This window comes from Sulfuritalea sp., from assembly GCF_017302275.1.
Classification (GTDB): Bacteria; Pseudomonadota; Gammaproteobacteria; order Burkholderiales; family Rhodocyclaceae; genus Sulfuritalea.
Genome location: NZ_JAFLDR010000002.1, coordinates 133,556 through 148,586 on the forward strand (window position 1 = coordinate 133,556; position 15,031 = coordinate 148,586).

Annotated in this window: 10 protein-coding genes and 1 pseudogene; all 11 read right to left on the reverse strand. The window is 60.5% G+C overall.

What is annotated here, in order from left to right; genetic code table 11:
- Positions 1 to 13: 13 nt before the first annotated feature.
- A pseudogene (locus J0M27_RS01655) lies at positions 14 to 130 on the reverse strand (prepilin-type N-terminal cleavage/methylation domain-containing protein); the annotation flags it as partial.
- Positions 131 to 370: 240 nt separating this feature from the next.
- Positions 371 to 1,996, reverse strand: coding sequence for an HD family phosphohydrolase (locus J0M27_RS01660; protein ID WP_294986794.1), 1,626 nt, complete (start codon positions 1,994 to 1,996; stop codon positions 371 to 373).
- 9 nt (positions 1,997 to 2,005) lie between these two features.
- A complete protein-coding gene (locus J0M27_RS01665) occupies positions 2,006 to 4,375 on the reverse strand; it encodes an ATPase, T2SS/T4P/T4SS family (protein WP_294986796.1) in 2,370 nt (789 codons plus the stop codon).
- Positions 4,372 to 5,439 (reverse strand): cyclic nucleotide-binding domain-containing protein, encoded by a 1,068-nt coding sequence (locus J0M27_RS01670; protein ID WP_294986798.1) that lies wholly within the window; start codon positions 5,437 to 5,439, stop codon positions 4,372 to 4,374. The genes J0M27_RS01665 and J0M27_RS01670 overlap by 4 nt, the downstream gene beginning before the upstream one ends.
- Positions 5,440 to 5,441: 2 nt before the next feature.
- Positions 5,442 to 6,209 (reverse strand): 3',5'-cyclic-nucleotide phosphodiesterase, encoded by a 768-nt coding sequence (locus tag J0M27_RS01675; protein ID WP_294986800.1) that lies wholly within the window; start codon positions 6,207 to 6,209, stop codon positions 5,442 to 5,444.
- A 5-nt stretch (positions 6,210 to 6,214) separates the two neighbouring features.
- A complete protein-coding gene (locus J0M27_RS01680; protein ID WP_294986802.1) occupies positions 6,215 to 8,440 on the reverse strand; it encodes an adenylate/guanylate cyclase domain-containing protein in 2,226 nt (741 codons plus the stop codon).
- Between the two features lie 30 nt (positions 8,441 to 8,470).
- Positions 8,471 to 9,235: an FHA domain-containing protein gene (locus tag J0M27_RS01685; protein ID WP_294986804.1), complete on the reverse strand. Its 765-nt coding sequence runs from the start codon at positions 9,233 to 9,235 to the stop codon at positions 8,471 to 8,473.
- A gap of 23 nt (positions 9,236 to 9,258) precedes the next feature.
- A complete protein-coding gene (locus J0M27_RS01690; protein ID WP_294986806.1) occupies positions 9,259 to 10,080 on the reverse strand; it encodes a Stp1/IreP family PP2C-type Ser/Thr phosphatase in 822 nt (273 codons plus the stop codon).
- Positions 10,081 to 10,090: 10 nt separating this feature from the next.
- Positions 10,091 to 12,724, reverse strand: coding sequence for a serine/threonine-protein kinase (locus J0M27_RS01695; protein ID WP_294986808.1), 2,634 nt, complete (start codon positions 12,722 to 12,724; stop codon positions 10,091 to 10,093).
- 237 nt (positions 12,725 to 12,961) lie between these two features.
- Positions 12,962 to 13,858, reverse strand: a complete 897-nt coding sequence (gene sucD, locus J0M27_RS01700; protein ID WP_294986809.1) for a succinate--CoA ligase subunit alpha — start codon at positions 13,856 to 13,858, stop codon at positions 12,962 to 12,964.
- Positions 13,859 to 13,867: 9 nt separating this feature from the next.
- On the reverse strand, positions 13,868 to 15,028 hold the full coding sequence (gene sucC, locus J0M27_RS01705; RefSeq protein WP_365961956.1) for an ADP-forming succinate--CoA ligase subunit beta: 1,161 nt from the start codon (positions 15,026 to 15,028) through the stop codon (positions 13,868 to 13,870).
- Between the last annotated feature and the right edge of the window lie 3 nt (positions 15,029 to 15,031).

Sequence of the window (15,031 nt, forward strand, 5' to 3'; positions counted from 1 at the left end):
GGGCAGACTTGTTCTCGGCCTTCTTGGTGTATTCGCTGAACTGCGGGATGGCGATGGCGGCCAGGATACCGATGATCGCGACAACGATCATCAGCTCGATCAGGGTAAAGCCCTTTTGCAGCTTGTTCATACCGTTTCTCCTATTCAAGCGCGACGGTCGTCGCTGAAAGCCATAAAGCAATCAACATGCCAATGAAACCGCCGGGCAGATCGCCTGCCTGCCTTCGAGGGCGGGTGTCGGCAGGCCGCACGGTGACGCAAATTGTCAGTCCGATACCCTGAGCGTCACTTCTGCCCAAGGGTTGTCCGGGGAGGGCCGTTTTGCGAGCGACCGAAGGGGGTCCCCGTGGGGTGCCGGCTTTTGCGCGGATCAGCCCTGACGCAGGGCCGCTTCGTCGACCTGGTCGATCTGTGCGGGATCGAGGAACTGCTCGGCGTAGCGCCGATATACGCCCTGCCTGACGAATACCTCGAACAGGTCGGGATCGATATGGCCGTTGGAGCGGAACTTGGCCATGATGCCCATCGCCTGCGACAGCTTCATGCCCGGCTTGTACGGACGGTCGCGGGCGGTCAGCGCCTCGAAGATGTCGGCAATGCCCATCATCCTTGCCTGCAGCGACATCTGTTCGCGCGTCAGCCCCTTCGGATAGCCCTTGCCGTCCATGCGCTCGTGATGCCCGCCCGCGTACTCGGGCACCCGGGTCAGATGCTTCGGCCAGGGCAGTTGCTCCAGCATCTTGATGGTGGCGACGATGTGGTGGTTGATGATGTCGCGTTCCTTCAGCGTCAGCGTCCCGGCACGGATGGTCAGGTTGACGACCTCGTCGGCAGTCAGGAATTCGGTCTCGATCGCATCGACGTTGCGCCACTTGCGGCTGCTTCCAATTTTCCGGACGCGCTCCAGGTCGGCTTCCTGCATCGCCTCGCCGCCGACGTTGGCCTTGCGCAGGAACTCCCGATCGTCATCGAGCACCTTCACCTCATCGTGATAGGCGGCCCAGATCCTGGCATCGGCGGGAGTGTCCATGTCGCCGCGCAATTCAAGCTGCTTGCGCAACGCATGGATTTCCGCATCGCGCTTGAGCACTTCGAAACGCGTGTCGATGAGGTGGATGCGATCGAAAATGGTTTGCAGCTTGGTCGCCTTGTCGACCACATGGACCGGCGTAGTGACCTTTCCGCAATCGTGCAGCAGGCCGGCGATCTTGAGTTCGTAGCGATCGCGCTCGTCCATCCTGAACGATGCCAGCGGCCCGTCCTGGATGGCGTCCGCCCCTTCGGCCAGCATCATGGTCAGCGCCGGCACGCGCTGGCAATGGCCACCGGTATAGGGCGACTTTTCGTCGATGGCGAGGTTGATCAGGTTGATGAAGGATTCGAAAAGCTCTTCCAGCTGGCTGATCAGCAGGCGATTGGTCAGCGCGATCGCCGCCTGCGAGGCAAGCGATTCGGCCAGGCTCTGATCGGCCGAAGAAAAAGCCTTGACCTCGCGGGTGACCGGATCCTGGGCATTGATCAGTTGCAGGACGCCAATGATCTCGCCCTCGTGGTTCTTCATCGGCACGGTGAGGAAGGACTGCGAGCGATAACCGGTTCGTTCGTCGAAGCTGCGGGTTCCGGAAAAGTCGAATCCGGCTTCCGTATACGCGTCGGCGATATTGACCGTCTTGTCGTGGATGGCCGCGTAGGCCGCCACCATCGAGTCGTTCGACTTGCCCTCGGCGTTTTGCAGCGGAAGATTCGGGAAGTTGATCGCATTGCCGGTGGTGCCGCCCATCGCGATATGCAACGAGTCGGTACGCAGTATCTCGAAACGCAGGGCGCGCCCGTCTTCGGTCATGCGGTAGAGGGTTCCGCCATCGGCGTGGGTGATGGTCTTGGCCGCGATCAGGATCGATTCCAGCAGCCGGTTGATGTCGCGCTCCTTGGAGAGAGCGGCACCGACGGCGTTGAGCTGTTCGAGGCGGCGAAACAGATCGCTGGAGCTATCCATTTCAGTTCCTTACTTGATGCAGACGGCTCGTACCTGCTTGAGGTCGGTGACGCCCTGCAACGCCTTCTCCAGCCCGTCCATCTTCAGCGTCAGCATGCCGTCCTCCAGTGCCTGCGCGAACAACTGGGCGACACGGGCGTGTTCCTGGATCAGCTTCTTGATCGGCTCCGAGCCGATCATCAACTCGTGCAGGCCGACCCGGCCCTTGTAGCCGCTGCCGCCACAGGTGTCGCAACCCTTGGCCCGGGTGAATACGAGGTGGCCGTCCTTGCCATAGTCCTTGATCAGCCGCTCTTCGGTGGCCGCGTAGGCCGCCTTCATGTCCTTCTTGAAGGTCTCGGTATTCTCCAGTTCGCTGCAGTACTCTTTCATGAACAAGCGGACTTCGTCGGCATCCGGCGTATAGGACTCCTTGCACTTGCACAGGCGCTTGGCCAGGCGCTGGGCGAGAATCCCGAGCAGCGCGTCGGAAAAGTTGAAGGGGTCCATGCCCATGTCGAGCAGGCGGATGATGGATTCCGGCGCGCTGTTGGTGTGCAGCGTGGCAAACACCAGGTGGCCGGTGAGCGAGGCCTCGATGCCGATGCCCGTGGTTTCGGCGTCGCGCATCTCGCCCACCATGATGATGTCCGGATCGGCGCGCAGGAAGGCTTTCATCACCATCGGAAAGTCCATCACCTTCTTGTTCACCTGGACCTGGCGCAAACCCTTCTGGGTGATTTCGACAGGATCCTCGGCGGTCCATATCTTGGTGTCTACGGTATTCAGATAGCCCAGGACCGAGTGCAGCGTGGTGGTCTTGCCGGAACCAGTCGGGCCGCAGACGAAAAACAGTCCATAGGGCTTGGAAATCGTCGCTTTGAGCTTGACCAGGTTGGTCGGCAGCACGCCCAGCTTGTCCAGCGGAATCGGCTCGCCGCCGGCAAGAATCCGCATCACGACGTCTTCGACACCTCCGGTCGACGGAATCGTCGCCACGCGCAGTTCGATGTCGAGAGGACCGTACTTCTTGAACTTGATCTTCCCGTCCTGCGGCTTGCGACGCTCGGCGATGTCGAGGTCGCACATGATCTTGAGGCGGGCCACCATGGCATTGCGGTAGCTGGCCGGAACTTCGATGTACTTCTGCAGCGAACCATCGCGGCGGAAGCGGATCAGCACCTTGTCCTTGCCCAGGCCGGGCTCGATATGGATGTCCGACGCCCCCATCTGATAGGCGTCGACGATGATCTTGTTGACCAGCTTTACCAGTTCATTGTCGGCGGCGGCGGAAATGTCGTCGCCGGTATTGCCTTCGCCATCCATGTCCCCCTCGTCGAGGGTCGACAGCAGGTCACCGACGGAACTGTCATCCGTGTAACCTGGAACCCCCGACGCGCCGAACAGCAGATCAAGCGTCTGCACATACTCGTGGTTGGTTGTCACCCGATACACTATCTTCCCGCGAGGGAAGACGTTGTTGACGATGCGGGAACCCTTGACCTGTTCGGGATCGAGGCAGACCACCATGATGCCTTCGGAACTCTCCTCCACAGGCGCCCACTTGCTCTGTTCCAGAAAGTCCCGTTTCAGGTTCTTCAGCAGATCGGCGGGCTTTACGCGATCCGAGCGGAACGGCTCATAGGGCACATTGAAGAATTTGGCCAGCGCCGCACCCAGCGCCGCGTGCTTGACCTGGAACTCATTGACCAGGACTTCCTCGATGTCGAGATTCTTGCGGCGCGCGGTGCGCGTCGCCAATTCCAGTTCCTGGGCCGAAATCACGGCATCCGAAACCAGGAAGTCATATTTCGTCTTGACAGCCTGCGCCGGCTTGCTGCGCTGGGTGAAGGCAATCGCCAGCGTCTCGCACAGGCCCTTGACGCCATCCATGGCGACCGCAGCGAATGGCGTGCCGGCCTTGTTGTTGATGATCTGCACGACTCCGAGCAGTTCCGCGCTCTGCGCATCGGCTACGGGCGCCACCAGCATCTGCTTGGTACGGTAGCCGGTACGCTTGTCCACTTCCTGCAGGAAACGCAAGGATGGATTGATCGCCTTCAACTCCGCTTCGTCGTAGACGTCGCGAATGTTCACGGTTTTCTTGGACAGCGCGACATGGCCGGCGATGCTCTGGTCGGCGATCGGCAAGCGCAGGTCCTTGAACGAGTTCAGGCCGGTCTTGACCTTGGAAACGATCGACGCCTTGTCCTCGCCGACGGTGTAGATCGTCAGTCGATCGGCGTTGAACAGGCTGCAGATCTCGCCCGACAGCTCCAGCATGATCTCGTCGATGTTGGCCGTGGCGTGGATCTTGTTCGTGACGACTTGCAGGTTCGTGAAGAATGCAAGTCGGGTATCCACATCGGATGAACCGGCGGTAGCGGGAACGGCACTCATGCGGGTGACTCCATGACGCCAGTGTGCGCCCGCATGCCGCCATCGAGCAACAGCGCATTGAACCCGCGCTGAGAAAGCAGAAATGCGGCGGCGGAACTGCGGCGCCCGGTCTGGCAATAGACAATGTATTCACGTGAAGGGTCCAGGGCCGTCGATGCCTGGCGTATGTCGTCCAGGGGGATGTTGATGGCCCCCGGAAACCCGTCGTTACGATACTCGGCCGCAAATCGAACGTCGATCCATGTCGCGCCCGCTGCCACCTTGCGCTCCGCTTCCTCGCCGGAGACTTTCTGCAACAATGGCGCGCGCAGCAGTTCGTTGAAGTCGTTCTTGGAGAGGCGCAGCAGCACACCGTCGGTTTTCATCACGACCGTCGCATTGCGCACCGTGTCCGCAACCAGCGCCTCTTCGCCGAAGGCATTGCCCGCCTTCAATTCCGCCAATTCCATGGAGGATCCCGCAACGAGTCGGGAAACCTTGCAACGCCCGCTTTCGATCAGGTAGTAATAGTCGCCCGGCGCACCCTGCTCGAGTATCGTTTCTCCGCGTTTGACGTTGACCCGTTTGAACTTGCCTAGCAGGGACTGGATGTTTGCGGGGGGCAAGGACGCAAACGCACCGACCGTAAGATTGTCCAGGGCGAACATTCCCGACATCATCCGCCAGTCGGTCGGTTCTCCTCCCGCCGGTGCGCTGGAGGCAGGCACCGCGAGTTGGTTCCAGGTCAAGACGATGTCCAGGGTATCTTCTTCAAGGGTCAGCAGCACCACATCGGTGATTGCCTTGCTCTTGCGCGGCACCTTTCCGCTGCGAGCGAGCGGCGCCGCCGCGAGGTCCTGGCCCGCGACCAGGACGCGCGTGGTAGCGTCCGGCAAGCTGGCAAGCAATTGGCCACCGACCAGGTACACCACCTGTCCGCTCCAGTCGGCGGCACGGAACGGATCGGATTCGCGCGGGAACGGATGGGTGGAACAGCGCGGCAACAACTCGTGCAAACCTTCACTGCGCAACGACATCAGAGGTTGCAGACGACCCAGAAGTTCAGTGGTCACCGTGATGGACATGGTCAGAACTCGAACAACTGGTTGTTTTGCAGCATGCCGGGGCGAAATTCGCCGATGCAGTCCTCGATCTCCTGCATGGTCAATTCGATCTGGCCCGGCTTCAGATGGGTGATGAAAACCTCTGCATCACGCTGCAGGTTGGTCAACTCCTCCAGCAGCATGCTCGGACAAAGGTGCAGGGAGGCCACGGCAAGGCGCTTTTCGCTGTTGGAGAATGCGCACTCGATGATCAGGTAGCGCAGGTTGCGCATCTGATTCACCTGCTGCCAGAGTTCCGGGCAGGGACCGGTGTCCCCGGTGAAGACAAGGCTCGCATTGCCCGAATCGAGTTGGTAACCTACCGCGGGCACGGTATGGTTTGCCGGCAGCGGTATGACCTTGCGTCCATCCAGGTCGATCGATTCGCCGACACGGATGGGCGAAAAGCGCATGAACGGCTTTTCCGGGGTCGGTATCTCGCTGAAATCCGGCCAGATCGCCCAGTTGAAAACATGGGCACGTATGATTTCCAGCGTCGCCTCCGTGGCATGCACGGTGACCGGACGATTGCGCATGTCACCTACCGTATCGACCATGAAAGGCAGCGACGCCAGGTGATCAAGGTGAGAGTGCGTAATAAACACGTGATCGATCTGGGCAAGTTCCGCGATAGCAAGGTCGCCTACCCCGGTACCGGCATCGATCAGGATGTCATTGTCGACAAGCAATGAGGTGGTACGCAGATGACGTCCGCCAATTCCGCCGCTACAGCCGAGGATGCGTACCTTCATAGTTTCTACTTTGTTTCGAAAATGGTTACGCCGTCCCAGTTCTCGCCGGGCGGTTCCTTGCGCAAATGCTCCACGCGCTTGATGTACAGTTCATAAAGGTAACGGGGTTTCATGCGCTGCAGATTCATCAGCGTAAGCTCCGCCTGATCCCAGTCCTGCGAACGATACGCGCGAAGAGCCTGATTCCACAACTTTATCTCTTCCATGTCCTCGCGGGACACTTTGCCATCCTCGCCCACCGGTTCATAAATGCCGACCGGATCTTCCTTGCCCTTCACTCGAACGCGATCCAGCTCGCGAAACACGAATTCCTTCTTCAGCAAATCGCGCGTTCCTTCGCCGACTATGAAGCCGACGCCATACTGCTTCGTGATGCCTTCAAGCCTGGAACCAAGATTTACCGCGTCGCCCATTACAGTGTAGGACTGGCGCACGGGGGATCCCATGTCGCCGACGGTCATCGGACCGGTATTGACGCCGACGCCAATTTTGAGTTCGGGCCAGCCGCGCGCCATCAAGTCCTTGTTCAGTTCATGCAGCGCAACATGCATCTCGAGGCCGGTCAGCACCGCATTTCTCGCGTGCTGGGGATCGTCAACCGGCGCGCCCCAGAAGGCCATGATCGCGTCGCCGATATACTTGTCAAGGGTACCGCGGTGCTTGCGCACCACCACGGTCATGGCGCCGAGATACTGGTTCATCAGGGTCGCCAGTTCTTCCGGTTCCAGGCCTTCGGAAATCGTGGTGAATCCGCGCACATCCGAGAACAGCACCGTGAGTTCCGCCTTGCGCCCGGCCATGCTGTAGTTCTCGGGGTCGCGACTCATTTCCTCGACCAACTCCGGCGGCACGTACTGGCCGAACAGCCCGGTAAGCTGGCGCTTGGTGCGCGATTCGACGAAATAGCCCCACGACATGTTCATCGCGTAGAGCAGGGCCACCGCGATCATGCCATTTGCAAGGGGCAATACCACGTTGGAAACATGCCAGAATCCAAAATTGACGCTGAGCAGCAGCAGCAGCACTATCCCGCCCACCACCGTGGCCCGGAAGGGCGACAGCATCGGCAGCAGGAACACCATGACGCCACCAGCAATCAGAACCAGCAGCACGTCGGCGCCAAGAATGTAGGGCGGCTTGTGCTTGATGGTACCCGACAGCATCCCCGCAATCAGGTTGGCGTGGACTTCGACTCCGGCGTAGGCGGCGCCGACCGGGGTCGCCCGCAGGTCCATCAGTCCGGGCGCGGTGGTGCCGACCAACACGACTCGCCCTTCAAGCTGATCCTTGGCAACCCGATCGTTGAGTACATCGGTGATCGGGATATACGGAAAACTTCCTTGGTAACCGCGATACGGAATCAAGGTCGCGGCGTTTTCATCGACCGGGATGCGGATTTCAGCACCATCGGGGGTCTTCAGCGCAAGCCATTCCATCGCGGCATAGGAACTCGGTGTCTTCTCCGGGTAGCCCGGCGCCACGGTCGGATTTCCCAGCAGGTTGCGCACCATCGCAAGGGCCAGCGCCTCGTAGTATTGGCCATTGTGCTCGACCAACAACGGTACCCGACGCGAGGTTCCATCGATATCGACCAAGGGATTGAAATGCCCGGCACCCGCAGCCACCTTCTGAAACTCCGGCAGGTTGCCGCCATAGCTCACCCATTGGGTGAAAGCGACGCGACGACCGGCGAATGTACCGGCAGGAAAGGTCGCGTGCGGCGCCGCACCGGAGCTGACGCCACCTTCCTTGCTGGAAAAGTAGTAGCCCAGAATGGCGGGGCGATTCTTCAGGGCTGCCGCAAAACGGGCATCGTTGTCGAGTTGTGGCCGCAATTCGCGCAAAGTCGCCTGGAAACCCGGGACATCCTTTAGTTCCTTGACGGCGAGGGACTCCAGCGACTTGAGTCCGGAACTGTCGTCCGGCTCGGCAAAGACCACGTCGAATCCGATCAGCCGTATGCCGTAGCGATCAAAGAGCTTGTCCATCAGCGTAGCGAGCTTGTCGCGCCCCCAGGGCCAGCGCCCCTGCTCTGCCAGCGATTTCTCGTCGATGTCCAGAATTACGACCCTCGGATCAAGGGTCTTGGGCATGGTCAGGCGCACCTTGACGTCATAGATGAGCGAGTCCATGTGATTGATGAACGGGATCTGGTACACCCGCGCCGAATGGCCGAGCAAAACCAGAAGGATCAGGAGACCCAGTCCGTAGCGGGGAAGGTACTGTTTCAAGAGATCACCGGCGACCGCGCGACTGTTGCATCAGCCCTTGAGGAAAAACTCCATTTTCGTACCCGCCAGTTCGATCACGTCATGATCGCCAAGCTGGTGCGCCTGGGTGCCCAGCGCCGCCCCATTGACCACGGGGAAGGTCGCTCCTTCAACATGGGTGATGAAATAGCCATGAGGCCGGCGCGCGATGACCGCGACCTGGACGCCCGGCTTGCCCAGCGTGGTAAGCGTCTTTACCAACTCCATCTCCTTTCCTGCATTGCCGCCAGAAAGGATCTGGATCGCACCCAGCGGCATCGCCGCGGCTGCCGGAGCCGGAGTCGACGTCGGCGCGACATGCGGCGCCATGCCAGGCGAAGTTGCGGTATGAGCGGCGGGCGGCGCGGCGGCGGGTGTCGGGGCCGCCGGCGGTGCCGCCTGCGGAGCAGGCGCGGGCGGAGCCGAAGTCGTGGCGCCTGGTCGCAGGATCATGGTCTTCTCGAAATCCGCCGACCCTGTTTGCTGCGGCAACTCTGCGACATACTTGAGGCGGTACTTGCCGAGTTCGATGGTGTCGCCGTTCTTCAGGAAATGCTTTTTGACCGATTGGCCATTGACGAAGGTGCCATTGGTGCTGCCCAGATCCTCAAGAAAGGAATCGTTGAGTATGGTAATCACCACCGCGTGCTCACCGGAGATCGCCAGATTGTCGATCTGGATATCGTTGTGCGGCTTGCGGCCGATCGTGGTCCGCTCCTTGTTCAAGGGAATTTCCTTGAGCATCGTGGTTTCCATGCTGAGTATGAGCTTAGCCATTGTTTTCGTCCTTCGAGGTCACGTCACTTGAACCAGGCCAGGAAACGGGACAACCAGCCTCGCTTCGCCGGATAGTCGCCCTTCACCTTGACCAGTATTACCGAAACGTTGTCACGGCCACCATTGTCGTTGGCCATTTGAATCAACTGCATCGCGCACAACTCCAGGTTGGCCGAAAGGGCGCCCAGGGTCATCGCGATTTCGTCATCCTCAACCATGTCATTGAGGCCGTCCGAGCAGAGCAGATAAACATCGCCCGGCAACACCGGATGGTCGTGGATTTCGGCGGCCACCTCCGGATCGATACCGACGGCGCGCGTCACCAGATTCTTGTTTTGCGAATGGCGCGCCTGCTCTGCGGTAATCAGGCCGGCATCGATCTGCTCCTGCAGCAGCGAATGGTCGCGCGTGATCTGCTGGAAATCTTCGCCACGCAACCGATACATGCGCGAGTCGCCGATGTGGCCAACCGTCACCTTGTTGTCGTGAAATACGGCAACGACCAGCGTGGTCCCCATGCCGGCATACTGCGGCTGGCTTTGCGATGCCTGGTAGATGGCGCCATTGACACGGGCCATTTCCGCCACCAGCGTGGTCTGCGCCCAAGACTTTCCGGATGCGTCCTCGCTGCTGGGTTCCCGTTCAAGGAACGCTCTATCCAGTTCGGAGCCGAGCAAAGCTGTCGCCATGCCGCTGGCCACCTCGCCCGCGTTATAACCGCCCATGCCATCGGCCAGCACGGCAAATCCCCGCACTGGATTGGCGAGGACGGCATCCTCGTTATTGGTCCGCACCATGCCCGGATTGCTGCTGGCGACAATTTCCAGAACGGTGCTCATGTCCATGGTCACGCCCTCAAATACTGATATCGACGCCGGAACCGTCCGCCGCCGCCGCGCCGCCGGTCATTGCCATGCAGGTTCGAATGTCGCGCGCAAACTCTGCACCCGTTTGGTAGCGGGCATCGGCATCCTTGGTCAGGGCCTTGTCGATGATGGCGACCACGCAATCCGGAAGATCCGGACTTACCGTCCGAACGTCGGGATGCGGTTCGTTTGCGATCCTGAACATCAGTTGTGCCATCGAATCGCCTTCGAACGGCAGCTTGCCGCAACTCATCTGATAGAGCATCACGCCGAGCGAGAACAGGTCCGACCGGCCGTCGATCTTCTTGCCCGCCAGTTGTTCCGGCGACATGTAGCTCGGCGTGCCAAGCACCATGCCGGTCTTCGTTTTCGACGAATCGGTAATCCGCGCGATGCCGAAGTCGGTCACCTTGACCTGATCCGATTCAGGCTCGTACATGATGTTGGCCGGCTTGATGTCGCGGTGCACGACGTTGTTCTCGTGCGCATAGGAGAGGGCATCGGCGACCCGCGCCACGATGCTCATGACCTTGGGCAGCGGCATCAGGTTACCGGCCTTGGAGTAGGGCACCAGGTCCTTGCCCTTGAGAAACTCCATCGCGATGTAGGCCAAATCATGCTCTTCGCCGGCATCGAACATGGTGACGATATTGGCGTGGTTAAGGCGTCCGGCAGTTTCCGCTTCGCGGAAGAAGCGCTCCTTGACCTCGACCAGTTCATCGGCCTCGAACTCCTGGGACAGGGCCATGGTCTTGATCGCGACCACGCGATTGATCTTCGGGTCGCGGCCGAGATAGACAACGCCCATGGCGCCCTTGCCCAGTTCCTTCTCGATCTCGTAGCGACCGAGCATCGGCTTCTCGACGTTGCCGGCGGTATCGATCAGGCTCGCGTTGCTGCGCCCGCCGCCGCCGCCACCGAGAATCACCGTCTCGGAGAGCTGTTTGGCACGATTCACGCGGGATTCGATGTCACGGAACTTCGGGTTGAAATCGAAGATGTAGCGGAATGCCGCCTCGGCTTTGTTGAACTGCCGCTTGCGTTCGAAATCGAGCGCCAGGTTATAGATGTTCTCCATGACTTGGTCATCTTTCGGGCACTTGCGGAACTTGTCGAACGCCATGTCCAGTTGCCCCTGCCCCTGAAAGGCCAGGCCAAGCATGCGGTTGGACTCGGCGGAGTCGGCATCGGACTTTTCCTTGCCTCGCTCCGTCACGACGAAGCGCTTGACGGTCAGCAACAGGTGCCCGACCAGTAGCAGTGCGGCCGGAACCATCAGTTGCAACCACATCAATTGCGTCGTCATCAGGGCGAAATGAAGGGCGACCAGCGTTACCAGCAAGCCGACGGTGATTCCAGCTGCCAGTCCGGCCTTGATCTTGGGCAGCAGGGCGATCAGGTAGGCAGCAATGAGGAGGAACACCAGCTTTTCCACCCAGAAGCCCCAGGTCGGCGCGACGAAGAAATGTTCCGACAGCAGGCTGGACACCGCATGGGCCTGCATCAGCACCGCCGGCATGGTCGGGTTGATCGGGGTCACGAATACGCTGCCCACCGACGACGAGGTCGGCCCGATCAGAACGATCTTGTCGCGGTACTTGTCGTAGGGAATCTTGCCGCTCTTGACGTCGAAGAAGGAATCGACCTGGAAGGCCGGCTGTCCGCCCTCGCGATCCTTGTAGAAGAAGGTAAGCATGCGCGAGTCGATGTCGGTGCCGATCTTGAGCTTGCCCAGCTTGACCGAGTCGCCCGCCGTGACCTGAATGTCAGCTACGTTGAGATTGTGGCTGCGCGCCGCGACGAGCAGCGAGAGGGACGGATAGGCCTGGTCGAAATACGACAGGACCAGCGGCTCGGTCCGGATCGCACCATCCACGTCGGGCGTCACGTTGAGGTGGCCGATCGCCGTCGCGACCTTGCCCAGCGGTTCGATCACCCCAGCGTCAAGGCCGAGCGTCGGATACGGTGGCGCTTCGCCGGCACCGGAAAGCTTTACCGCGTTCTTCTTGATGTAGTCGGGCAGATCCTTGTCCGGCCGGCCACGCGGTTCGCCCAGCACGAACAGCATCGGCACCGCCACGTTGCCGGACTTGGCGAAGGCGTCCGCCAAACGGCGATCGGTATTCAGCTTCTGGTCGGCTTCGAGCAATATCGATTCAATCTGCGGACAGGACGAGGGAGCCGGTGCAGCCGCCGGTTCGGGTGCGGGCGTCGGCGCCTGACCGCTTGCTGGCGTCGCAACGGGCGCGGCGCCCTGCATCGGGATGGTCACGCCGCAGGTTTCGATCAACTTGTTGATATATCCCAAGCCCTGGTCGCGCTGCGGTTCGGAGTAGAACACCGTGGTGGCGATTACCTTGGCCTTGGCGGCGGCTAGCTTGTCCACCATGTCCGCCATGATTTCCCGCGACCACGGCCAGCGGCCGATGTTGTCGAGGCTGGGCTTGTCGATGGCAATGATTGCCACCTTGTCCGAGGGCGTGCGCGAGGCCGCCGCGACACCCATGTCATAGGCTTTTCGTTCCAGACCCTGCAGGAGATCCCCATTCCCGAAGATCAGCACGACGATGCTGACCACCACACCGAAGAACCAGTCACTCTTCCAGAAGTCTGCCTTCTTCATCGGTCGTTACCCTGTGCAAGAGCCCTTATTAAAACAGGACAATAAGTCGAATTCTTACAGTCCCGCATCAAGTACGTCAATCGATTTCATGACATTCGTACATTTCAGGCAGGTTTTGTATCGATTGTATGCGTAAAAAAGCCGCTCCGGTTCGAGCCGGAGCGGCTTTTCTTTCCCGTTACCCGTGAATCGGGAACGGGATATCCAGCGGTCGCCGTGTCGCCGGCACCGACTTTCCTATTTCAGCAATGCCTTGAGCAGCTTGGCCATTTCCGAAGGATTGCGCGTCACGGTGAAACCGCACTCTTCCATGATCGCAAGCTTTGCATCGGCCGTGTCGGCGCCGCCGGAGATCAGCGCGCCGGCGTGGCCCATGCGCTTTCCGGCCGGGGCGGTGACGCCGGCAATGAAGCCGACGATGGGCTTCTTCATATTGGCCTTGCACCAGACCGCCGCTTCGGCTTCGTCGGGACCGCCGATTTCGCCGATCATGATCACCGCGTCGGTGTCGGGGTCGTCGTTGAAGGCACGCATGACGTCGATGTGCTTGAGGCCGTTGATCGGATCGCCGCCGATTCCCACCGCGGACGATTGGCCGAGGCCGATTTCGGTCAACTGCGCCACGGCTTCATAGGTCAGCGTTCCGGAACGCGACACGACGCCGATGCGGCCCTTGCGGTGGATGTGGCCGGGCATGATGCCGATCTTGATTTCGTCCGGCGTGATCAGGCCGGGGCAGTTGGGGCCGAGCAGCAGGGTTTTCTTGCCGCCGGCCGCCTCCTTGGCCTTCATCTTGTTGCGCACCACCAGCATGTCACGCACGGGGATGCCTTCGGTGATGCAGATGGCCAGGTCGAGGTCGGCCTCGCAGGCTTCCCAGATCGCGTCGGCGGCGCCCGCCGGCGGCACGTAGATCACGGAAACCGTGGCGCCGGTCTGGGCCCTGGCTTCCTTGACCGAACCGAAGATCGGGATGTCGAAAATCTTCTCGCCAGCCTTCTTCGGATTGACGCCGGCAACGAAGCAGTTCTTGCCGTTGGCGTATTCCTGGCACTTTTCCGTGTGGAACTGACCGGTCTTGCCGGTGATGCCCTGGGTAATGACCTTGGTGTCTTTGTTGATGAAGATGGACATGGTGGTTCCTTACTTGACGGCGGCGACGATCTTCGTCGCGGCCTCGGCCATGGAGTCGGCGGAAATGATCGGCAGGCCGGATTCCTTGAGGATCTTCTTGCCGAGGTCTTCGTTGGTGCCCTTCATGCGCACCACCAGCGGCACGCTGAGGTGGGTTTCCCTGGCCGCAGCGACGACGCCTTCGGCGATGGTGTCGCACTTCATGATGCCGCCGAAAATGTTAACCAAAATGCCTTTGACTTTCGGGTTCTTGAGCATGATCTTGAAGGCTTCGGTGACCTTCTCGGTCGTCGCACCGCCACCGACGTCGAGGAAGTTGGCCGGCTCGGCGCCGAACAGCTTGATGGTGTCCATGGTCGCCATGGCCAGGCCGGCGCCATTCACCAGGCAGCCGATGTTGCCGTCGAGGCTGATATAGGCGAGGTCGAATTTGGAGGCCTCGATCTCGTCGGCATCCTCTTCGTCGAGGTCGCGATAAGCGACGATCTCGGGGTGGCGATACAGCGCGTTGGAATCGAAGTTGAACTTGGCGTCAAGCGCCTTGATGTTGCCATTGCCTTCGAGGATCAGCGGGTTGATTTCCGCAAGCGAGGCATCGGTTTCCATGTAGCAGGTGTAGAGCTTTTTCAGCGTATCCACGGCCTGTGCCATCGAACCGGCAGGAACCCCGATGCCGTTGGCCAGTTCGTTCGCTTGCGCGTCGGTGAGGCCGGCGGCGGGGTCCACGAACACCTTGATGATCTTCTCGGGCGTCTTGTGCGCCACTTCCTCGATGTCCATGCCACCTTCCGAGGACGCCATCATGGCCACCTTCTGCGTGGCGCGGTCGGTCAGGGCAGCAACGTAGTACTCCTTCTTGATGTCGGCGCCTTCCTCGACCAGGAGACGATTCACCTTCTGGCCTTCCGGACCGGTCTGGTGCGTCTTCAACTGCATGCCGAGGATCTGGCCGGCGCAGGTCTTCACGTCGTCCATCGACTTGGCCACTTTCACGCCACCGCCCTTGCCGCGCCCGCCGGCGTGGATCTGGGCTTTGACTACCCAGACCTTGCCGCCCAGCGTTTCCGCTGCCTTGACCGCCTCGTCGACGGAAAAGCAGGGGATGCCGCGCGGAACCGTCACGCCGAATTTTTTCAGGATTTCCTTGCCCTGATATTCGTGGATCTTCATGCG